The 19,859-nt window shown below is 61.3% G+C and carries 17 protein-coding genes; 10 read left to right on the top strand and 7 right to left on the bottom strand.

All coding sequences use genetic code 11. The features are described 5' to 3' along the window. The first annotated feature begins 36 nt into the window (after nucleotides 1-36). Nucleotides 37-1,320 (top strand): arsenic transporter, encoded by a 1,284-nt coding sequence (locus JKA62_RS08770; protein WP_201817413.1) that lies wholly within the window; start codon nucleotides 37-39, stop codon nucleotides 1,318-1,320. On the opposite strand, the gene JKA62_RS08765 is transcribed toward JKA62_RS08770, so the two are convergent. Next, entirely contained in the window at nucleotides 1,317-2,267 is a 951-nt protein-coding gene (locus tag JKA62_RS08765; protein WP_201817411.1) for a DUF1853 family protein, read from the bottom strand. The genes JKA62_RS08770 and JKA62_RS08765 overlap by 4 nt on opposite strands. Before the next feature lie 115 nt (nucleotides 2,268-2,382). On the opposite strand from JKA62_RS08765, the gene JKA62_RS08760 reads away from it, so the two are divergent. From JKA62_RS08760 to pepN, 6 genes are read left to right on the top strand one after another with little or no spacing between them, the layout of a single operon-like run. Continuing rightward, on the top strand, nucleotides 2,383-3,273 hold the full coding sequence (locus JKA62_RS08760; RefSeq protein WP_011333623.1) for an NAD(+) kinase: 891 nt from the start codon (nucleotides 2,383-2,385) through the stop codon (nucleotides 3,271-3,273). Beyond that, nucleotides 3,270-4,244: a metallophosphoesterase gene (locus JKA62_RS08755; RefSeq protein ID WP_170929009.1), complete on the top strand. Its 975-nt coding sequence runs from the start codon at nucleotides 3,270-3,272 to the stop codon at nucleotides 4,242-4,244. The genes JKA62_RS08760 and JKA62_RS08755 overlap by 4 nt, the downstream gene beginning before the upstream one ends. Further along, nucleotides 4,241-5,110: a rhomboid family intramembrane serine protease gene (locus JKA62_RS08750; protein ID WP_201817409.1), complete on the top strand. Its 870-nt coding sequence runs from the start codon at nucleotides 4,241-4,243 to the stop codon at nucleotides 5,108-5,110. The genes JKA62_RS08755 and JKA62_RS08750 overlap by 4 nt, the downstream gene beginning before the upstream one ends. A 30-nt stretch (nucleotides 5,111-5,140) precedes the next feature. Continuing rightward, complete coding sequence (locus JKA62_RS08745) at nucleotides 5,141-5,401, top strand: YeaC family protein (protein WP_011333626.1); 261 nt, start codon at nucleotides 5,141-5,143, stop codon at nucleotides 5,399-5,401. Then, nucleotides 5,398-6,228 (top strand): DUF2797 domain-containing protein, encoded by an 831-nt coding sequence (locus JKA62_RS08740; RefSeq protein ID WP_201817404.1) that lies wholly within the window; start codon nucleotides 5,398-5,400, stop codon nucleotides 6,226-6,228. The genes JKA62_RS08745 and JKA62_RS08740 overlap by 4 nt, the downstream gene beginning before the upstream one ends. 10 nt (nucleotides 6,229-6,238) lie before the next feature. Further along, complete coding sequence (gene pepN / locus JKA62_RS08735; protein WP_201817402.1) at nucleotides 6,239-8,896, top strand: aminopeptidase N; 2,658 nt, start codon at nucleotides 6,239-6,241, stop codon at nucleotides 8,894-8,896. Between the two features lie 66 nt (nucleotides 8,897-8,962). On the opposite strand, the gene katG is transcribed toward pepN, so the two are convergent. Continuing rightward, nucleotides 8,963-11,230, bottom strand: coding sequence for a catalase/peroxidase HPI (gene katG, locus JKA62_RS08730; protein ID WP_201817400.1), 2,268 nt, complete (start codon nucleotides 11,228-11,230; stop codon nucleotides 8,963-8,965). Between the two features lie 274 nt (nucleotides 11,231-11,504). Between katG and JKA62_RS08725 the strand changes: the two genes are divergently transcribed. Then, nucleotides 11,505-11,882, top strand: coding sequence for a hypothetical protein (locus JKA62_RS08725; protein ID WP_041475214.1), 378 nt, complete (start codon nucleotides 11,505-11,507; stop codon nucleotides 11,880-11,882). Between the two features lie 96 nt (nucleotides 11,883-11,978). Here the strand turns inward: JKA62_RS08725 and JKA62_RS08720 are convergent, their stop codons facing one another. After that, nucleotides 11,979-14,189 carry an LTA synthase family protein gene (locus tag JKA62_RS08720; RefSeq protein WP_201817395.1) on the bottom strand — a complete coding sequence of 737 codons (2,211 nt, stop codon included), beginning with the start codon at nucleotides 14,187-14,189 and terminating at the stop codon, nucleotides 11,979-11,981. 438 nt (nucleotides 14,190-14,627) lie between these two features. Here JKA62_RS08720 and JKA62_RS08715 point away from each other — a divergent pair, with 438 nt between their 5' ends. Beyond that, nucleotides 14,628-15,641 carry an ABC transporter substrate-binding protein gene (locus JKA62_RS08715; RefSeq protein WP_011333633.1) on the top strand — a complete coding sequence of 338 codons (1,014 nt, stop codon included), beginning with the start codon at nucleotides 14,628-14,630 and terminating at the stop codon, nucleotides 15,639-15,641. A 157-nt stretch (nucleotides 15,642-15,798) separates the two neighbouring features. After that, entirely contained in the window at nucleotides 15,799-16,215 is a 417-nt protein-coding gene (locus JKA62_RS08710) for an organic hydroperoxide resistance protein (RefSeq protein WP_041475529.1), read from the top strand. 83 nt (nucleotides 16,216-16,298) lie between these two features. Here the strand turns inward: JKA62_RS08710 and JKA62_RS08705 are convergent, their stop codons facing one another. The 4 genes from JKA62_RS08705 to JKA62_RS08690 all read right to left on the bottom strand — a co-directional run bounded on the left by JKA62_RS08705 (nucleotide 16,299) and on the right by JKA62_RS08690 (nucleotide 19,807). Further along, entirely contained in the window at nucleotides 16,299-16,775 is a 477-nt protein-coding gene (locus JKA62_RS08705) for a copper chaperone PCu(A)C (protein WP_011333635.1), read from the bottom strand. Beyond that, nucleotides 16,775-17,380 (bottom strand): SCO family protein, encoded by a 606-nt coding sequence (locus tag JKA62_RS08700; RefSeq protein ID WP_201817392.1) that lies wholly within the window; start codon nucleotides 17,378-17,380, stop codon nucleotides 16,775-16,777. The genes JKA62_RS08705 and JKA62_RS08700 overlap by 1 nt, the downstream gene beginning before the upstream one ends. Nucleotides 17,381-17,531: 151 nt before the next feature. Beyond that, nucleotides 17,532-18,950 (bottom strand): AdeC/AdeK/OprM family multidrug efflux complex outer membrane factor, encoded by a 1,419-nt coding sequence (gene adeC, locus JKA62_RS08695; RefSeq protein ID WP_011333637.1) that lies wholly within the window; start codon nucleotides 18,948-18,950, stop codon nucleotides 17,532-17,534. A gap of 62 nt (nucleotides 18,951-19,012) precedes the next feature. Beyond that, nucleotides 19,013-19,807 carry a helix-turn-helix transcriptional regulator gene (locus JKA62_RS08690; RefSeq protein ID WP_011333638.1) on the bottom strand — a complete coding sequence of 265 codons (795 nt, stop codon included), beginning with the start codon at nucleotides 19,805-19,807 and terminating at the stop codon, nucleotides 19,013-19,015. Nucleotides 19,808-19,859 lie beyond the last annotated feature (52 nt).

The raw sequence follows: 19,859 nt of genomic DNA, 5'->3' as shown, positions 1-19,859 counted from the left end.
GTCTGATTCTTTCCCTTTTATTGAAGGCTGTCGCGAATGCTCGCTGCGTCACTGATTTTCCTGCTGACCATTACCCTGGTGATCTGGCAACCCAAAGGCCTCGGGGTCGGCTGGAGTGCAACGTTCGGCGCCATCGTTGCGCTGATTTTCGGCGTGGTGCACCTGAGCGACATCCCGCTGGTGTGGCAAATCATCTGGAACGCCACCGGTACGTTTGTGGCGCTGATCATCATCAGTCTGTTGCTCGACGAGGCCGGGTTTTTCGCCTGGGCCGCCCTGCACGTAGCGCGTTGGGGGCGTGGCAGCGGGCGCAAGCTGTTTGCTTTCATGGTGCTGCTCGGTGCACTGGTGTCGGCGCTGTTCGCCAATGACGGCGCGGCGCTGATCCTCACGCCGATCGTGATTTCCATGCTGCTGGCCCTGCGTTTTTCCCCGGCGGCGACCCTGGCGTTCGTCATGGGCGCGGGCTTCATTGCCGACACCGCGAGCCTGCCGCTGGTGGTGTCGAACCTGGTGAATATCGTCTCGGCCGACTTCTTTCACATCGGATTCAACCGGTATGCGGCGGTGATGGTGCCGGTCAACTTTGTCAGCGTCGCGGCCACGCTGGGCATGTTGCTGTGGTTCTTCCGCCGCGACATTCCCAAGGCCTACGACCCGGAGCAACTTGAACACCCGGAAACCGCCATCCACGACAAAGCCACGTTCTACGCCGGTTGGGCGGTGCTGGTCATTCTGCTGATCGGCTGTTTCGCGCTGGAGCCGCTGGGAATCCCGATCAGTGCAATCTCGGCGGTGTGCGCGGCGCTGTTGCTGGCGATTGCCGCGCGCGGGCACAAGATCTCCACGCGCAAGGTGATGAAAGAGGCGCCGTGGCAGATCGTGATTTTCTCGCTGGGCATGTATTTGGTGGTCTACGGGCTACGCAATGCCGGGCTCACTGATTATCTGGCCGGGTGGCTCAATGTGTTCGCCGGTCACGGTGTGTGGGGCGCGGCGATGGGCACCGGGGTGCTGACGGCCTTGTTGTCGTCGATCATGAACAACCTGCCGACGGTGCTGGTCGGCCTGCTGTCGATCGATGCCAGCCAGGCTACGGGTGTGGTGAAGGAAGCGATGATCTACGCCAACGTGATCGGCAGCGACCTGGGCCCGAAAATCACCCCGATCGGCAGTCTGGCGACTCTGCTCTGGCTGCATGTGCTGGAGCGCAAGAACATCAAGATCGGCTGGGGGTATTACTTCAGGGTCGGGATCGTGCTGACCGTGCCGGTGTTGCTGGTGACGCTGGCCGCACTGGCTGTGCGGTTGAGCGTCTAACTCTGCCCGGGCACGTTCGGCCACAGGTCCGACACCAGAAACAGCCGCTCGGCTTCTTCCCACTCGCCCCGGGCGTTTTCGGTCAGGCGCACCATCAGTTGCGCCGGGGCCAACGGTTCAAGTTCATCGAGCCAGGCCTGCAAATGCCCGTTGCTCCAGGTCTGCTCCGCCGGGTAGTGCGCCGGCGCCAGCCAGGCGTGGCGGGGCAGGGGTTGCCAGCGTCCGGCCGGGCGCTGGGCGACGAACGCCGGCCAGTCTTTCTGATGCAGCCAGCTGCCACGCAAATGCTGAGAATGGGCGCCGCTGGGCGGCACGGACTGGCCGGGCCACGGATACAGCAGATACCCACCCAGCCACAGTTGCGCACTGAACGACCCGACATCCAGCGCCGCCAGCACTTCGCGGCTTTCCGGGCGCGCGGAGATCGGCAGCTGATGCTCGCTCAAATGCGCCAGTTTGCGATCCAGTCGATCATGACAGCCCGGCCCCAGCCACGACGCCGGATCATGACCGTCGCCGTTCTGCGGGCCGAGGTAGAGCTTGATGGCCAGTTCCAGGTGGTGCACGCCGTCGCGATCGCGCAGCAGCATGTCCAGCTCGCCGAGGGTGTGGCCTTCGCGGCGGATCGGCAGGTTGGCGGCAATCAGTTCGATGCCCGGCGCGTGTTTCACCGCAAATTGCCACAACCGTTCGTAATACAGGCCCAGGCGCCGGGTACGGGCCTGGGACAGCCAGTGCAGCAGGCCGTAACTGTCGCGGTCGAGCTGGCGCAGCCAGTGTTCCAGACGCTCGGGATCGCTGACCCAGTCGCTGCCCGCCAGCGGATGGCGCTGCGGCCACGGGGTGGCGGCGAGCATCGGCGGGGCGAGGATCACCCACGCCAGATCGCGCACCTCGGGGTGGCGTAACTGGTGGGGTAACTGAAGCAAATCGGGAAATAGGATCATCTTGCGAGCATAGCCTCAAACACCGGTGCATCCTCGGGGCTGAAAGGATTTTGTCTATCCGGCGCTTTCGCCCATAATCGTGCTTTTCGCCGTCTCAGTCCCCCGCAGGAGTCCCATGGAGCAATTTCGTAATATCGGCATCATCGGTCGCCTGGGCAGCTCCCAGGTGCTGGATACCGTCCGCCGACTGAAACGCTTCCTGCTCGATCGTCACCTGCATGTGATTCTCGAAGACACTATCGCCGAAGTCCTGCCGGGCCATGGCCTGCAAACTTCGTCACGCAAGATGCTCGGCGAAGTCTGCGACATGGTCATCGTGGTCGGCGGTGACGGCAGCCTGCTCGGCGCAGCGCGGGCACTGGCCAAACACAATATTCCGGTGCTCGGGATCAACCGTGGCAGCCTCGGTTTTCTCACCGACATCCGCCCCGACGAGCTGGAAATCAAGGTCGCCGAGGTACTCGACGGCCATTATCTGGTGGAAAACCGCTTCCTGCTGCAGGCCGAAGTTCGTCGCCACGCCGAGGCCATCGGCCAGGGCGATGCGCTGAACGACGTGGTGCTGCACCCCGGCAAATCGACGCGGATGATCGAGTTCGAGCTGTACATCGACGGCCAGTTCGTCTGCAGCCAGAAGGCCGACGGCCTGATCGTCGCCACCCCGACCGGTTCCACCGCTTACGCACTGTCCGCCGGTGGCCCGATCATGCATCCCAAGCTTGACGCTATTGTGATTGTGCCGATGTACCCCCATACCTTGTCGGGCAGACCGATCGTGGTCGATGGCAATAGTGAGCTGAAAATCGTCGTGTCCAAAGATATGCAGATCTACCCGCAGGTCTCCTGCGACGGGCAGAACCACTTCACCTGCGCGCCGGGCGACACCATCACCGTCAGCAAGAAAGCGCAGAAGCTGCGGCTGATTCATCCGCTCGACCACAACTACTACGAAGTCTGCCGGACCAAGCTCGGCTGGGGCAGCAAGTTGGGTGGTGGAGGCGACTGATGCTCGATCCCGCGCGCAGTTATGACCTGATTGGTGACGTGCACGGATGCGCCCTGACCCTGGAACACCTGCTGGACCGTCTCGGTTATCACAAGCAGGGCGGAGTCTGGCGGCATCCGTCGCGCATGGCCGTGTTTGTCGGCGACATCATCGACCGTGGCCCACGGATTCGCGAGGCGCTGCACATCGTTCACGACATGGTCGAAGCCGGTCAGGCGTTGTGCATCATGGGCAACCACGAATTCAACGCGCTCGGTTGGAGCACACCGGCGCCTCCGGGCAGCGGCAAGCAATTCGTCCGTGAACACACCCCGCGCCATGCCCGATTGCTGCACGAAACCCTGACCCAATTCGAAAACCATCCGCGCGACTGGCACGATTTCCAGCAGTGGTTCTATCAACTGCCGTTGTTCGTCGACGCCGGACGCTTCCGCGTGGTGCATGCCTGCTGGGATGCCGGCCTGATCGAGCCGTTGCGCGGGTTGTTCCCGGATGGCTGCATTGATGAACACTTCCTCCAGGCCTCGGCCGTGCCGGGCAGTTTCGCCTGCACCGTGTTCGATCGCCTGCTGCGCGGCACTGACATGCGCCTGCCGGATGGCCTGACCATGACCAGCGGCGACGGCCTGGTGCGTTCGTTCTTCCGCACCAAGTTCTGGGAAGACGATCCGCAAACCTACGGCGACATCGTGTTCCAGCCCGATGCACTGCCGGAACCAGTGGCGCAAAAGCCGCTGACCTCCAGCGAAAAGAATTCCCTGCTGCGCTACGGTATCGATGAGCCGTTGCTGTTCGTCGGCCACTACTGGCGCAGCGGCAAACCGGCGCCGATCCGCCCGAACCTCGCGTGCCTGGATTACAGCGCGGTGCTGTACGGCAAACTGGTTGCCTATCGTCTGGATCAGGAAACCCGCCTCGATCCGCATAAATTTGTCTGGGTCGACGTCGAGCGGCCGGAGGTGCTGCGATGAGTGCCATAGCCGTCTTGCGTGTGCCGTTGGCGGCGGACCTGAGTGGTTTCGTCAAACTGCTGCAACGCATGCAAGTGCCCCATCGTGTCAGCGAAGAGGCGGGCGAGCAGGTGTTGTGGGTGCCGTCGGAAATCAGCGATGACGTACGCTCGCTGTACGAGCGTTTCCCGGCGGGTGACCCGGATCAGCAGCTGGAAATTCCGGCGGCGCCGACGTTCAAGCGCCCGAGCTTCGCCGAGCAACTGAAACATGCCAAAGCCACCGGATTCATTCTGCTGCTGAGCCTGATCGTCGGCGGGTTGACCTTCCTTGGCGATAACCTCGACACCCTGCGTTGGCTGACCTTCCTCGATTTCCGCGTGGTCGGCGACTACATCCACTTCACACCACTGGCCGACAGCCTGGCAGCGGGGCAGTGGTGGCGCCTGTTTACGCCGATGCTGATCCACTTCGGCATCCTGCACCTGGCCATGAACGGCATGTGGTACTGGGAACTGGGGCGGCGCATCGAGTCGCGCCAGGGCAGCGTCAACCTGATCGGCCTGACGCTGCTGTTCGGCCTGGTTTCCAACTATGCGCAGTTCGCCTGGAGCGGCCCGAGCCTGTTCGGCGGCCTGTCCGGCGTACTTTACGGGCTGCTCGGTCACTGCTGGATCTTCCAGCTGCTGGCGCCGAACCCGGCCTATCGCCTGCCGCGCGGCGTGCTGGCGATGATGCTGGTGTGGTTGCTGGTGTGCATGTCGGGGCTGGTCTCGATGATCGGTTTCGGCGAAATCGCCAACGCCGCCCACGTCGGCGGGTTACTCATCGGATGCTTCACCGGTTTGTTGGGCGGTTTGTACAACCGCCGTAAACTGGCCGCCTGAATTTTTTGAATAAAGAGCACGGAGACCCTGATGTCCTCTTTTAACGATTTGATCAAGAACATCACCCCCGACATCTACCAGAGCCTGAAACTGGCCGTAGAGATCGGCAAATGGTCGGACGGTGGCAAGCTCACCGCCGAACAGCGTGAACTGTCGTTGCAGGCGATGATCGCTTGGGAAATGCAGAACCTGCCCGAAGAAGAGCGCACCGGTTACATGGGCCCGCAGGAATGTGCGTCGAAGTCGATCGAAGTGCCGAACATCCTGTTCAAGTCGGACGCCCTCCATTGATCGAGATCGGCCGCGGTGCAATCAGCAAAATGTCGGCGCGCCTGGACGGGCCGAACGTGCAGTACGCGTTTCGTCTGGATGACGTCGAGGTGCCGGCCAACCCGTTGATCGGCAGCACGGTGCGTCTGGAATACCTGGGGGCGATCCACTGCACCCATTGCGGGCGCAAGACCAAGACCAGTTTCAGTCAGGGTTACTGCTATCCGTGCATGACCAAACTCGCCCAGTGCGACATTTGCATCATGAGCCCGGAGCGCTGCCACTTCGAGGCCGGCACCTGCCGTGAGCCGGAGTGGGGCGAGAAGTTCTGCATGACCGACCACGTCGTCTACCTGGCCAATTCGTCGGGGATCAAGGTCGGCATCACCCGCGCCACCCAGTTGCCGACCCGCTGGCTCGATCAGGGCGCCAGTCAGGCGCTGCCGATCATGCGCGTTTCGACGCGGCAGCAGTCGGGCTTCGTCGAAGACCTGTTCCGCAGCCAGGTGGCGGACAAGACCAACTGGCGCGCCTTGCTCAAGGGCGATGCGGCGGCGGTGGATCTGGCGCAGGTGCGTGATCAGTTGTTCGAAAGCTGCGCCGAAGGCCTGCAAGGCTTGCAGGAGCGTTTCGGGCTCCAGGCCATTCAGACCATCGCCGATGTCGAGCCGCTGGAAATCCGTTACCCGGTCGAGCAGTACCCGGCCAAGATCGTCAGTTTCAACCTGGACAAGAACCCGATTGCCGAAGGCACGCTGCTGGGGATCAAGGGCCAGTACCTGATCTTCGACACCGGCGTGATCAACATTCGCAAGTACACGGCCTATCAGCTCGCCGTGCATCAATAAGGACTTCAGCATGCGCACCGAACAACCGAAGATGATTTACCTGAAGGACTATCAGGCGCCCGAGTACCTGATCGATGAAACACACCTGACCTTCGAGTTGTTCGAGGACCACAGTCTGGTCCACGCGCAACTGGTGATGCGCCGCAACCCGGCCCGTGGCCCGGGCCTGCCGCCGCTGGTGCTCGATGGCCAGCAGCTGGAATTGCTCTCGGTGACCCTGGCAGACCAGGAACTGAGCGCGAGCGATTACCAACTGACTGAAAACCACCTGACCCTGCAACCGGCCAGCGAAACCTTCACGGTCGACACCAGCGTCAGGATCCACCCGGAAACCAACACCGCACTGGAAGGCCTGTACAAGTCCGGCACGATGTTCTGCACCCAGTGCGAGGCTGAAGGCTTCCGCAAGATCACCTATTACCTCGACCGCCCGGACGTGATGAGCAAGTTCACCACCACCGTGGTCGCCGAGCAGCACAGCTATCCGGTGTTGCTGTCCAACGGCAACCCGATCGCCAGCGGCCCTGGCGAAGATGGCCGGCACTGGGCGACCTGGGAAGACCCGTTCATGAAACCGGCGTACCTGTTCGCGCTGGTGGCCGGGGACTTGTGGTGCGTTGAAGACAGCTTCACCACCATGACCAACCGCAACGTGGCGCTGCGCATCTATGTCGAGCCGGAAAACATCGACAAGTGTCAGCACGCCATGAACAGCCTGAAGAAGTCGATGCGCTGGGACGAAGAGGTCTACGGTCGCGAGTACGATCTGGACATCTTCATGATCGTCGCCGTGAACGACTTCAACATGGGCGCCATGGAGAACAAGGGCCTCAACATCTTCAACTCCAGCGCCGTGCTGGCCCGCGCCGAAACCGCCACCGACGCCGCACACCAGCGGGTCGAGGCGATCGTCGCCCACGAATACTTCCACAACTGGTCGGGCAACCGCGTAACCTGCCGCGACTGGTTCCAGCTGTCGCTCAAGGAAGGCTTCACGGTGTTCCGCGATGCCGGTTTTTCCTCTGACATGAACTCGGCCACGGTCAAGCGCATTCAGGACGTGGCGTACCTGCGTACCCACCAGTTCGCCGAAGACGCAGGTCCCATGGCCCACGCCGTGCGCCCGGACAGCTTTATCGAGATTTCCAACTTCTACACCCTGACCGTGTACGAAAAGGGCTCGGAAGTGGTCGGCATGATCCACACCCTGCTGGGCGCCGAAGGCTTCCGCAAGGGCAGCGATCTGTACTTTGAACGCCACGACGGCCAGGCCGTGACCTGCGATGACTTCATCAAGGCCATGGAAGATGCCAACGGCGTCGACCTGACCCAGTTCAAGCGCTGGTACAGCCAGGCCGGTACACCGCGTCTGGCGGTGAGCGAGTCTTACGACGCCGCCGCGAAAACCTACAGCCTGACCTTCCGCCAGAGCTGCCCGGAAACCCCGGACAAGGTTGAAAAGCTGCCGTTCGTGATTCCGGTGGAACTGGGCCTGCTCGACAGCCAGGGCAACGAGATCGCCCTGCGTCTGGCCGGCGAAGCCTCGGCTCAAGGCACCTCCCGGGTGATTTCGGTGACCGAAGCCGAGCAGACCTTCACCTTCGTCGACATCGCCGAACAACCGCTGCCGTCCTTGCTGCGTGGCTTCTCGGCGCCGGTGAAACTGAGCTTTCCGTACAACCGCGATCAGTTGATGTTCCTGATGCAGCACGACACCGACGGTTTCAACCGTTGGGATGCCGGCCAGCAACTGTCGGTGCAGGTGCTGCAAGAGTTGATCGGCCAGCAGCAAAAGGGCGAAAGCCTGGTGCTCGACCCGCGTCTGGTTTCCGCTTTGCGCACGGTGCTGTCGGACGAGACGCTGGATCAGGCGATGGTCGCGGAAATGCTCTCGCTGCCAAGCGAAGCGTACCTGACCGAAATCAGTGAAATCGCCGACGTGGACGCGATCCACACCGCCCGCGAATTTGCCCGTCAGCAACTGGCGGACAACCTGTTCGAACCACTGTGGCTGCGTTATCAGGCCAACCGCGACCTGTCGAAGCAAACCCCGTACGTGGCCGAGGCCGAGCACTTCGCCCGTCGCGCGCTGCAAAACATCGCGCTGTCGTACCTGATGCTCAGCGGCAAGCCGGAAGTCCTGGCGGCGACACTGGAACAGTTCGACAGCTGCGACAACATGACCGAACGCCTGACCGCGCTGGCGGTGCTGGTCAACTCGCCGTTCGACGAGCAGAAAGCCAAAGCCCTGGCCAGTTTCGCCGAGCACTTCAAGGACAATCCGCTGGTCATGGATCAGTGGTTCAGCGTGCAGGCCGGCAGCACCTTGCCGGGCGGTCTGGAGCGCGTGAAAGCGCTGATGCAGCACCCGGCGTTCAACATCAAGAACCCGAACAAGGTGCGTGCGCTGGTCGGTGCGTTTGCCGGGCAGAACCTGATCAACTTCCACGCGGCGGATGGCTCGGGCTATCGCTTCCTCGCGGATCTGGTGATCGAACTGAACGGCTTCAACCCGCAGATCGCCTCTCGCCAATTGGCGCCGCTGACGCGCTGGCGTAAATATGACAGCGCTCGTCAGGCGCTGATGAAGGCGGAGCTGGAGCGGATTCTGGCTTCGGGGCAGCTGTCCAGCGATGTGTATGAAGTGGTCAGCAAAAGCCTTGCCTGAAGTCTTTTCGGGGCAATAAAAAACGCCGCTCAATGAGCGGCGTTTTTGTGGGGCGATGAAAAGCCCTTATTGGCGCAGATCAAACCGATCCAGATCCATCACCTTCGCCCAGGCTGCAACGAAGTCCGTGACGAACTGTTCCTTCGCATCGGAACTGGCATACACCTCGGCCAGGGCCCGCAGCACCGAGTTGGAACCGAACACCAGATCGACCCGGGTCGCCGTCCACTTCACGCTGCCGGTTTTACGGTCGCGGCCTTCGAACTCGGTTTTGGACGTTGGTTTCCATTCCACACCCATGTCCAGCAGGTTGCGAAAGAAGTCGTTGGTCAAGGTGCCAGGTCTGTCGGTGAACACGCCGTGCTGGGTCTTGCCGACGTTGGTGTCCAGCACGCGCAGGCCGCCGATCAACACGGTCATTTCCGGCGCCGAAAGCGTCAGCAGTTGCGCCTTGTCGATCAGCAACGCTTCGGCCGGCACGCGATAAGTGCTGGCCGCGTAGTTGCGGAAGCCATCGGTGTGCGGTTCAAGGAAGCCGAACGACTCGACATCGGTCTGCTCCTGAGTCGCATCGGTGCGCCCCGGATTGAACGGCACGGTCACCGTGTGCCCGGCGTTTTGCGCCGCTTGTTCGACCCCGGCATTACCGGCCAGCACGATCAGGTCCGCCAGCGAGACTTGCTTGCCTGCCGCCCCGGCGTTGAACTCGTTCTGAATGCCTTCGAGGACTTTCAGCACCTTGTCCAGTTGCTCCGGCTGGTTGGCCTGCCAGAACTTTTGCGGTGCCAGACGCAGACGACCGCCATTGGCGCCGCCGCGTTTGTCCGAACCCCGGAAGGTCGATGCGGCCGCCCAGGCAGTGGAAACCAGTTCCGAAACGGACAGCCCCGACGCCAGTATTTTGCCTTTCAGCGACCTGATATCGCTGTCGTCCACCAGTGGATGCGTGGCCTCGGGAATCGGGTCTTGCCACAGCAGTTCTTCCTGGGGCAATTCCGGGCCGAGATAGCGTGACAGCGGGCCCATGTCGCGGTGGATCAACTTGTACCAGGCGCGGGCGAAGGCATCGGCCAGTTGATCGGGATTGGCCAGGAAGCGCCGCGAAATCTTCTCGTAGGCCGGGTCGAAACGCAGGGCCAGGTCGGAGGTGAGCATGGTCGGGTCGATGCGTTTGTTCGGGTCGTGGGCGTGCGGAATGGTACCGGCCCCGGCGCCGTTTTTCGGCTTCCACTGATGGGCGCCGGCGGGGCTCTTGGTCAATTCCCACTCGAAGCCGAACAGGTTTTCCAGATAGTTGTTGCTCCACTTGGTCGGGGTGGTGGTCCAGGTCACTTCCAGGCCGCTGGTGATGGTATCGGCGCCCTTGCCGGTGCCGAAGCTGTTTTTCCAGCCCAGGCCTTGTTCTTCGAGGCCGGCGGCTTCCGGTTCCGGGCCGACATTATCGGCGGGGCCTGCGCCGTGAGTCTTGCCGAAGGCGTGACCACCGGCGATCAGGGCGACGGTTTCCTCGTCGTTCATGGCCATGCGGCCGAAGGTTTCGCGGATGTCCTTGGCCGAAGCCACCGGGTCGGGATTGCCTTCCGGACCTTCCGGGTTCACGTAGATCAGGCCCATCTGCACCGCGGCGAGCGGGTTCTCGAGGTTGCGTTCGCCCTGGTTGGTGCGGCTCTCTTCATTGCCGTGCTCGGCTGGTTCGGCCACCAGCGTGCCTTCGCCCGGCGGCTGCATGGATTCCGGATCCTTGCCGTAACGGTTGTCGCCGCCCAGCCATTTGTTTTCCGAGCCCCAGTACACGTCTTCGTCCGGTTCCCACACATCCGCGCGACCACCGGAGAAACCGAAGGTCTTGAAGCCCATGGATTCCAGCGCGACGTTGCCGGTGAGAACGATCAGGTCGGCCCAGGAAATGTTGCGGCCGTATTTCTGTTTGATCGGCCACAGCAGGCGGCGGGCCTTGTCGAGGCTGACGTTGTCCGGCCAGCTGTTGAGCGGGGCGAAACGTTGCTGGCCGGAACCGGCACCGCCACGACCGTCAGCCGTGCGATAGGTGCCGGCGCTGTGCCAGGCCATGCGGATGAAGAGCGGGCCGTAGTGGCCGAAGTCCGCTGGCCACCACTCCTGGGAGTCGGTCATCAGCGCCGTCAGATCGCGTTTGAGGGCCTGGAAATCCAGGCTTTTGAAAGCCTTGGCGTAGTCGAAGTCCTTGCCCATCGGATCGGATGCGGGCGAGTGCTGACTCAGGATTTTCAGGTTCAGTTGATTCGGCCACCAATCGCGGTTCGTCGTGCCACCGCCGGCGGCGTGATTGAACGGGCATTTCGATTCATTTGCCATGTTCGGGTCCTTATCAGGTCTTCTGCGGCCGGCTCGTGCCGACTTCGGAGTAGTAAGGCTAGACCCGACTCGGCGAGTCAGCTAATAGGCGAAGTATTGGTATCTGATAGAGCTGCTCTCTCACAAACAACGATGAGTAATGATGATCGTGGTGCTTACTTCGAATAGTGATAAAAAACTGTCGTAAATGACAGTTGGGGCGTGCAGTCGTCAAGTGTAGGTTTGAGTTGTGAAAGATATAAAAGCCCCTCCATCCTTAAAGAAGGAAGTTTGTATGAGCCAAAATGTAAATAGACCCAGCAAAGGTACTTTCGAGGCCTCTCTCAATGGCGAGAAGTTTCTTACCAGCACCTTGGTTAAATTTCACGAGACAAACAATGGGGACATCATTCAAGGTTATGACAATAAAAATAGTTTCATAGTTTTTTTTATTGGTCTATTAGTGGGTGGGCCGCATGAAGTGATGTATGACCCGAACTCACCGGTCGCATGGACCGTCCAAATCGACAATGAAATTTATGCTATCGATTCCGGGCATGTGATCGTAACTATTGACCAAGATCACGAAAGCGTAAAGGGTACAGTCTATCTCGTTTTGCAGGATGATAAAGGGACGGTGGCCGGGGATTTTGATATCACTAACCTGGTTTAACCCAATAAGAAGCCGATTCAGGCAGACAATGCGGCGGCCGGTGCGCTTTACCATCCAGGAGCAGCCTTCGGGCCGCTCCTGCATTGTCCACGGCGATCAACTGGATTGCGCCGTCTCGTCAGCCGGCGTTTCATCCAGCATATCTTCCTGCCCCGGCAGTTCGGTGATCACGCTGAAGTCACTGACTTCCACCGCGCCCAGCCCATATCCCAACAAGTGAAACGAAAACGCCTTGCGTGGTTGCGGGTTGTCGAAGCTGAAATCCATCTCCAGCGGCTGATCCGCTGTGGCGACCATCTCGGTCGGCAGGCCCAGTTGCACGTCCTGTTCGAACTCCTTGGCTTTGAGCTGAATGTACGCCGCCTGCTGCGGATCGACCGAGCGCACGGTCAGGCGCACGCGGGTGTGGGAGCCCTTGGGCATTTCCAGGTATTGCGCGCCGATCAGGTTGTCGGCCCAGTCGTCCTTGATCTGCGCTTGCAGCGGGATGACGTTGGCGCTGCCGAACTGATAGCGCTGGTTGAGCGGGGTGCGCAGCAGCGACAGGTCCAGGGCCGAGGCGCGGGCGGCGATGTCCCGGGCATTCTGGCCGCTGGCGTTGCCCTTGAACGTGGCGCTTTCGGCGATGAATCCTTCACTGGCGTAATTGCGGCAACGACGCGGCATGTCGCATTCGGTCAGCAGGCCGCGACCGTCGTGATAACGCAGCTTGCCGTTGGTGAACGACATGATTTCGCGGCCCGAATCGTAATCGCGAAACAGTGAGCGACCGCTGAGGGCGGAAGGCACCGGAAAGTCGAAGTAATCCAGAATCGACGCACTCAGGTCGACGTGACCGTAGACCCCGGCGTTCAGGCGCGGCAGTTGCGCCTGTTCCGGCGCGAGGGTCAGGTTGAAGCCCCAGGACGACGCGAGACGGACGCCGTCGATGCCGTGGGACTCGTCCGAGGTGATGACCACCAGCGTGTCTTTCAGCACGCCCTGGCGTTCGAGGCCACTGAGAAACTGTTCCAGTGCATCGTCCAGATAACCGACGGCGGCTTGCTTGGGTGTGTCGTAGCGTTGCAGGTATTCCTCCGGCGCGGAGTAGGGCTGGTGGGTGCCGACGGTCAGCAGCGTGAGCATCCACGGTTGTTTCTGCTTTTTCAGGTCGCCGACGTATTTCAGCGCGCCTTCGAAGAACGCCTTGTCATCCTTGCCCCACGGGAATTCCAGGTAGTTGGCGTTGGTGAACCACTCCAGGCCATGGGTCGCGTCGAACCCGATGTGCGGCATGATCTTGTCTTTGGCCATGAACCGCAGCCCTGCGCCTTGCAGGTAGTGAGTGGCAAAACCGTGCTGACGCAACTGAGCCGGCAGACAGGCTTGATTGCGCTCGTGCTGGGTCAGCATTTCCACGCCTTTGGGCGTGCCGTTGTCGAGTTTGTCGTAATCGCCGCAGAGCATGGCGTACAGACCGCGAATGGTCTGGTGGGTGTGCAGCACGTAATCCGGGGTGTTCATGCCGCGCTCGGCCCAGCGGCTGAGGTTGGGCATCAGGTCTTCCTGATAATGGCTGCCGATGGCCTGGCGATTGGCGCCGATGTAGGCGCCGGGAATGCCTTCGAGCGCGACGATCAGCACATTGCGCGCTTGGCCCTTGGCCGCCAGCAGCGGATGACCGTTCAGATCGACATCGGTGAGGCCGGCCATCGGTGGGGGAGCAACCTGAGTGTCGCCGTCCAGCCATTCTTCGGCCTGCATCTGCACGTCGGCGACCTGCGCGGCGAGCAGTTGGTGCGGCAGGTTGTACAGACGCCATGGGTCGGCATCGCTCGGGTTCAGGTGCTGCGCGCCCCAGTACGCGCAGAACAGCAGCACCGGCGTCGCCCAGGCTGTGCGGGGCAGAGCGCGAACCGGTGTTGCACGTCGAGTCCAATGACTGAGCAGCCACAGGGCCAAGGCCACCAGCAGCGCAACCGCCACGCCGGGATGGGCGAAGCCGCCGCCGGTGGAGTTTTCCACGAACTGCGGGTCGATCAGGTAATGCAGATCCGCCACGGTCGGCAGGCGACCGACTGCGCTGACCAGTTCAGCGGTCGCCACCGCCAGCAATCCCCAGAACAGCAGCACCGGCAGCGCCAGCCACCAGGGACGGCGATGCAACAAAACCAACAGCAGACTGCCGATGGCCAGATCCGAGAGGTAACCGAACAAGCTCGACCAGCCGAGCGCCGCGCGCAGGCACACCGGCACGATCAGTACCAGGAAAACCAGAGAAAGAAGGCGGGCATCCAGGCGCCGCAGCCGTTGAAAAAGAGCGCTCACAAAAAAAGACCTTCCAGCCATTAAACCGTCATAAAAGTGTGGGCGATGATACCAAGGGTGGGCTGTCTGATCGCCTTTTTAAACGGCTGGGTGATCTGGTTCCGGAGGGCGCTGTTAGCCACCCGGATGAGCTGGGGCCTTGATTGGCGACCGTCATGGCGGTTTTCCGGCCTGATTGCGGCGGCGGTTTTATTGTTTCAGGCTGTTTAAGCGGCATTCACCTGCGTGTGACATTGTTCCCTCAAAGCGGTCAGCGTAGAGGCGTCGGCGAGCAACGGGTTGCAGCGGTGTTCGATGGCCAGGACGCGGACTTGCAAGCGTTTCTGCAAGGCAGACGTTCAGGTGATATCAATATGCGATAACGGTATTTAAATTTCGTTTTTTATAGCGATAGAGTCCCGCCTCACAGATTTCCCTGTATATCACTGCGAGGTTGTCATGACCCTACCGTTCAAACGTTCTGCACTGACGCTGCTGGCGGCCTCGCTGGCTGGCGCACTGCTCGGCAACACTGCGCAAGCCGAAGGCAAGATCAGCATCGCCCAGCAATTCGGCATCGGTTATCTGATTCTGGATGTGGTGCGCGATCAGCAATTGATCGAGAAACACGGCAAGGCTCAGGGTCTGGACATCAAGGTCGACTGGAACAGCATTTCCGGCGCCACCGCGATGAACGAAGCATTGCTCACCGGATCGCTGGACGTGGTCTCGGCGGGCGTGCCGCCGATGCTCACAGTATGGGATCGCACCAAGGGCAAGCAGAACGTCAAGGCCATCGCTTCGCTGGGTTCGATGCCCAACTACCTGCTGACCAATAACCCGAACGTGAAAACCCTCAAGGACTTCAGCGACAAGGATCGCATCGCCGTGCCGGCGGCGGGCGTGGGCTTCCAGTCACGCACGCTGCAGATCGAAACGGCCAAGGAATTCGGCAATGACCACTACAAGAAATTCGACGACATCTCCGTCAGCCTGCCGCACCCGGATGCCACGGCTGCACTGATCGCCGGCGGCTCGGAAATCAACGCGCATTTCTCCAGCCCGCCGTTCCAGTATCAGGCGTTGCAGAATCCCAACGTGCACAAAGTGCTGAGTTCCTACGACGTGCTCGGCGGCCAGGCCACGTTCAACGTGCTCTACACCACGGAAAAATTCCACGACGAAAACCCGAAAACCTACAAGGCTTTCTATGACGCCTTGGCCGAGGCCGAGAAGATCATCAAGGCCGACAAACCTGCGGCGGCTCAGGCCTACATTCGGGTTGAACAGTCAAAGCTGCCGCTGGCGCTGGTTGAGAAAATCGTCACCGACCCGGAAATCGATTTCACCGTGGTGCCGCAACGCACCTTTATCTATGCAGAGAAATTGCAGGAGCTGGGCGTGCTGAAGAACAAGGCGGACAGCTGGAAGGATTATTTCTTTGAAGAGGCGCATGGCGGGGCGGGAAGTTGAGCAGTCGTGATTGCTGAACCATCCGCCCATCCTCTTGCCGGGTGAGCGGTAAACCCGCGTCTATAGTGAGAGGGCTGTGTGAAACGGGTGGCGCACCTCAAGCTGCGACGGGAGGCGCCGAGTGAACAATCTTCTGTTTTTCATTCAGGAGATCGCCATGAGTCAGATCGAAAAAGTCCTCTACACCGCGAAAACCCACACCACCGGCGGACGTGACGGCGTATCGCGCAGTTCCGACGGGATCCTCGATGTAAAACTGTCGTCGCCCGGTTCCAGTGGCGGCGGGACCAATCCGGAGCAACTGTTCGCCGCAGGCTGGTCGGCGTGTTTCATCGGCGCGATGAAAGCGGTGGCGGGGCAGCAGAAAATCAGCCTGCCGGCGGACCTGGCGGTGGATGCCGAAGTGGACCTGGGCACTAATTCGGGAGGGTATCTGCTGCAGGCTCGACTGAATGTAAGCCTGCCGGGCATGGAGCGCGGCGCGGCGCAGCAGCTGGTGGATGCGGCGCATCAGGTGTGCCCGTACTCCAAGGCCACGCGCAACAATATCGAGGTCGAATTGAAACTGGTCTGACATTCAGATGCAAAAGGGGCGGCATGATCATCGATCATGCCGCCCCTTGTGTGTTTTGAAGCCGTGGATCTGTCAGTCAGCGATCAATGCATCTTGCTGTGATCGTGGCCTTCCATGGTCAGCGCCTTGACCGGCGCTTTCACTTCCACGGTTTCCTTTTCGCCCTTGGCGTTTTCGATAGTCAGGGTCAGCGGCACGCTGTCGCCTTCCTTCAACTGAGCGCTCAGGCCCATCAGCATCACATGGTAGCCATTCGGATCGAAGTTGATGGCTTTGCCCGCCGGCAGGTCGACCGATTTCACCGGGCCCATGCTCATCACGTCGTTCTTCATGGTCATCTCATGAATCTGCACGTCCTTGGCCGCCGGCGAAGCAACGCTGAGCAGCTTGCTGTCGCTGTCGGCGGTGACGGTCATGAATGCGCCGCTGGCCGACTGGTTCGGCACGGTCGCACGCACCCAGGCGTCGTCGACTTTGGTCTGCGCCGATACCTGGAAAGCCAGGCCCAGCAGGGACAGGCCCAGTGCGGCGCGTTTGATGTGGTTCAGAAAAGGGTTCATCAGCAGACCTCCATGACGGTAAGCAAATCTTCCGTGCACTCTTGTGCAGAAAGCGATTGAGACAGGCCCACACGCAATGTGCCCCGGGTGTCGTAGACATAACTGGTGGCGGTGTGGGAAAGGGTATAGGTGTCGCCGGCCGGGATTTTTTCGTAGAACACGTCGAATTCCTTGGCGGTGGCCTTGGTTTCTTCGAGGGTGCCGTACAGCGCGACGAAGCTTGGATCGAAGGTCTTGACGTAGGCGTCGAGGATTTCCGGGGTGTCGCGTTCCGGGTCGAGGGTGATGAACACCACCTGCAGGATGTCACCGTCCTTGCCCATCAGCTTCTTGATTTTCGCGGCGCGGGCCAGCGTCGTCGGGCAGATCGCCGGGCACTGGGTGAAACCGAAGAAGATCATCGGCATCAGGCCGCGAAAGCTCGACAGCGTCACGGTGTTGCCTTCGGTGTCCTTGAGCTTGAAGGTGCGTCCGAGGATCTTGTCGCTCAGATCCTTGCCGTACTTGTACGACAGTTCGCCGCGGGTGTCGCAGCCGGCGAGCAGGCCGAGACCGAGTACGCCCATTCCCGCAAGCACCTTGCGGCGAGTCAACAAAGCCGTCATTTCATACCGCCCTTTGGAGCCCGCCGGTCGGCAGGACAGGCGGGCGGGTTAACCGTAAAAGCGGCGCATGATACCAAAATGATCCGCTGCGCCGGTTTTCGATCGCTGGGCAATGTGGGATCTGGCGACAAAAGGTGTAAGAAAAAATGACTCAAGGTGCTGGCGGAAGCGGCTCGACCGGGCTCCAGCCACCGCCCAGCGCGGTGTACAGATTCACTTGCGCCACCAGCTGCGCCAACCTATCGGTAATCAGTCCTTGCTGGGAACTGAACAGCGAACGCTGGGCATCAAGGAACGTCAGGCTGCTGTCGACGCCGCTTCGATAGCGATGCTGCGCCATGTCGTAGTAATCCTGGGTCGCCTGCACCAGATCGCGTTGGGCCTGGAGTTGCTGTTCGTAGGTCTGGCGTGCCGCAAGGCCGTCGGACACTTCCTGGAATGCCGTCTGAATGGTCTTTTCGTACTCGGCGACGGTGATGTCTTTTTGCAGCTTCGCGTAATCCAGGCTGGCGCGCAGACTGCCGGCGTTGAAAATCGGCAAGTTGATCTGCGGCTGGAACGTCCAGGTCCCGGAGCCGCCCTTGAACAGCCTGGACAGATCGCGGCTGGATGTCCCGGCATTGGCGGTCAGGCTGACACTCGGGAAAAACGCCGCCCGCGCCGCGCCGATGTTGGCATTGGCGGCGCGCAGCTTGTATTCGGCCTGGAGAATGTCCGGTCGGCGTTGCAGCAGATCCGAGGGCAATCCGGCCGGCACGGTTGCCACAAGATCACTGTCCAGCGGACGCGCCGGCAGGTGCTCGGGCACCGGCGCGCCCACCAGCAGCGTCAGGCTGTTCAAGTCCTGGGCGACCTGGCGCTGATAACGGGCCAGGCTCGCGCGGGTGCTGTCGACACTGGTCTGCGCCTGAATCTGATCCAGCGCCGAGGACTTGCCGGCCTCGCGGTTGCGGGTGGTCAGGTGCAGGCTGCGCTCGTCGGCGGCCAGCGTCTCCTGAGCCAGTGCCAGCAACTCCTGATCGGCACGCCAGGTCAGGTAGGCATTGGCGACATTGGCCACCAGACTCAATTGCGCACTGCGCCGCGCCTCTTCGGTGGACAGCCAGGTCAGCAGCGCCTGCTCGCTGAGACTGCGCACCCGGCCGAAGAAGTCCAGTTCATAGGCGCTGATGCCCAGATTCACCGAGTAGGTCGAGGTGATCGCCGCCTTGGTGCGGGTCACGCTGGACGGCACCCGCTGGCGCAGTTCGTTGGCGTTGGCCGACACCGCCGGCAGCAGATCGGCGCGCTGGATCCGGTACTGCGCCTGAAACGCCTCGACATTCAGCGCAGCGACCCGCAGGTCACGGTTGTTGACCAGCGCGCTTTCAATCAATTGCTGCAACGCCGGGTCATTGAACAGCGCGCGCCAGTCTTCGACCCGGGGCGTGACAGGGGATTGCGCGGCATACGCCGGACCTTGCGGATACTGCGCCGCGCTCGGCGATGCCGGTCGCTGGTAATCGGGAATCAACGAGCAACCGCCCAGCAGCAGCGCGGCGGTCAGCAGGGAAATCGGCAACCTGGGCATCAAACAGCCTCGTTCACGAATGAGAGCGGACGCCGGGCGCCCGTGATGAGAAAAACGCCGGATCAGGCTCCGGCCATCCATTTCGCCAGACCGTGACGGCCGCTGACCCCAAGCTTGGCGGCCGCGCGCTTGAGGTAGGTCTCGATCGAGCTGTTCTTGACCCGCAACCGTTCGGCCATCTGCGGCACGGTGCCGCCGGTCAGCAGGCCCAGGCAGACCTCTTTCTCACGCACTGACAAGGTGATGTCGCCCAACGCCAGGCGTTCGTCGAACACCTGTTGCAGCGGCGTCTGTGGTTGATCGGCTTGTGGCGCGCGGGGTTGGCGGGCGATGGCTTGTCGACTGATGTGCGCGTGGCGCTCGATCAAGGGCAGCAGGGTGTCGGACAGGCGCTTGAGGAACGACAGCTCCGGCAGAGAGAACACCCGATGCGTGTGGGGACGGTAGAACGAGATAACGCAACGGCGGTTGGACGTGCGGGACACCAGATTGCATTGGTGGACACTGTGGTGCGGATGCCGATGCTGGAGCGAGGCTTTCAGTTGAATCAGTAGCGAGTCGTTCATCTCGATCATCTGTTGCAGCAGCGGATGGTCGTCCGGGTGCTGCAGCGGATCCGGGGGCGGGAAGGTGTCCGGCAACCCCGCGCTGCCCAACGCCTTGATCTCGACCACGCTGGACTCCCGTTCATCCAGGGTCCACTCACTGAGATGGACGCGATTGACCGGCACAAGGTTGTCGACCAGCTGGAACATGTTCGTGGCAAAACGCTCGTTGCCGGTGCTGGCGATCAACTCCCCCAACTGCCAATAAAAGTGCGGATTTTCCATGTTGCGAAGACTGCCGGTCAGATTCATATCCTTGTCATCCCTGATTTAGAGCCATTGCCGAATCGTCTGCCGTGCATGC

Origin of the sequence: Pseudomonas sp. B7 (assembly GCF_016735645.1) — a bacterium.
Classification (GTDB): domain Bacteria; phylum Pseudomonadota; class Gammaproteobacteria; order Pseudomonadales; family Pseudomonadaceae; genus Aquipseudomonas; species Aquipseudomonas glycinae.
The sequence above is the reverse complement of the archived record's forward strand: the minus strand, read 5'-3'. Positions and strand labels throughout refer to the sequence as shown.

Bases quoted from the DNA above. Each gene is read 5' to 3' on its own strand.
- JKA62_RS08770 (WP_201817413.1), top strand. From the start codon at position 37: ATGCTCGCTGCGTCACTGATTTTCCTGCTGACCATTACCCTGGTGATC.
- JKA62_RS08765 (WP_201817411.1), bottom strand. From the start codon at position 2,267: ATGATCCTATTTCCCGATTTGCTTCAGTTACCCCACCAGTTACGCCAC.
- JKA62_RS08760 (WP_011333623.1), top strand. From the start codon at position 2,383: ATGGAGCAATTTCGTAATATCGGCATCATCGGTCGCCTGGGCAGCTCC.
- JKA62_RS08750 (WP_201817409.1), top strand. From the start codon at position 4,241: ATGAGTGCCATAGCCGTCTTGCGTGTGCCGTTGGCGGCGGACCTGAGT.
- JKA62_RS08745 (WP_011333626.1), top strand. From the start codon at position 5,141: ATGTCCTCTTTTAACGATTTGATCAAGAACATCACCCCCGACATCTAC.
- pepN (WP_201817402.1), top strand. From the start codon at position 6,239: ATGCGCACCGAACAACCGAAGATGATTTACCTGAAGGACTATCAGGCG.
- katG (WP_201817400.1), bottom strand. From the start codon at position 11,230: ATGGCAAATGAATCGAAATGCCCGTTCAATCACGCCGCCGGCGGTGGC.
- JKA62_RS08725 (WP_041475214.1), top strand. From the start codon at position 11,505: ATGAGCCAAAATGTAAATAGACCCAGCAAAGGTACTTTCGAGGCCTCT.
- JKA62_RS08715 (WP_011333633.1), top strand. From the start codon at position 14,628: ATGACCCTACCGTTCAAACGTTCTGCACTGACGCTGCTGGCGGCCTCG.
- JKA62_RS08710 (WP_041475529.1), top strand. From the start codon at position 15,799: ATGAGTCAGATCGAAAAAGTCCTCTACACCGCGAAAACCCACACCACC.
- JKA62_RS08705 (WP_011333635.1), bottom strand. From the start codon at position 16,775: ATGAACCCTTTTCTGAACCACATCAAACGCGCCGCACTGGGCCTGTCC.
- JKA62_RS08700 (WP_201817392.1), bottom strand. From the start codon at position 17,380: ATGACGGCTTTGTTGACTCGCCGCAAGGTGCTTGCGGGAATGGGCGTA.
- adeC (WP_011333637.1), bottom strand. From the start codon at position 18,950: ATGCCCAGGTTGCCGATTTCCCTGCTGACCGCCGCGCTGCTGCTGGGC.
- JKA62_RS08690 (WP_011333638.1), bottom strand. From the start codon at position 19,807: ATGAATCTGACCGGCAGTCTTCGCAACATGGAAAATCCGCACTTTTAT.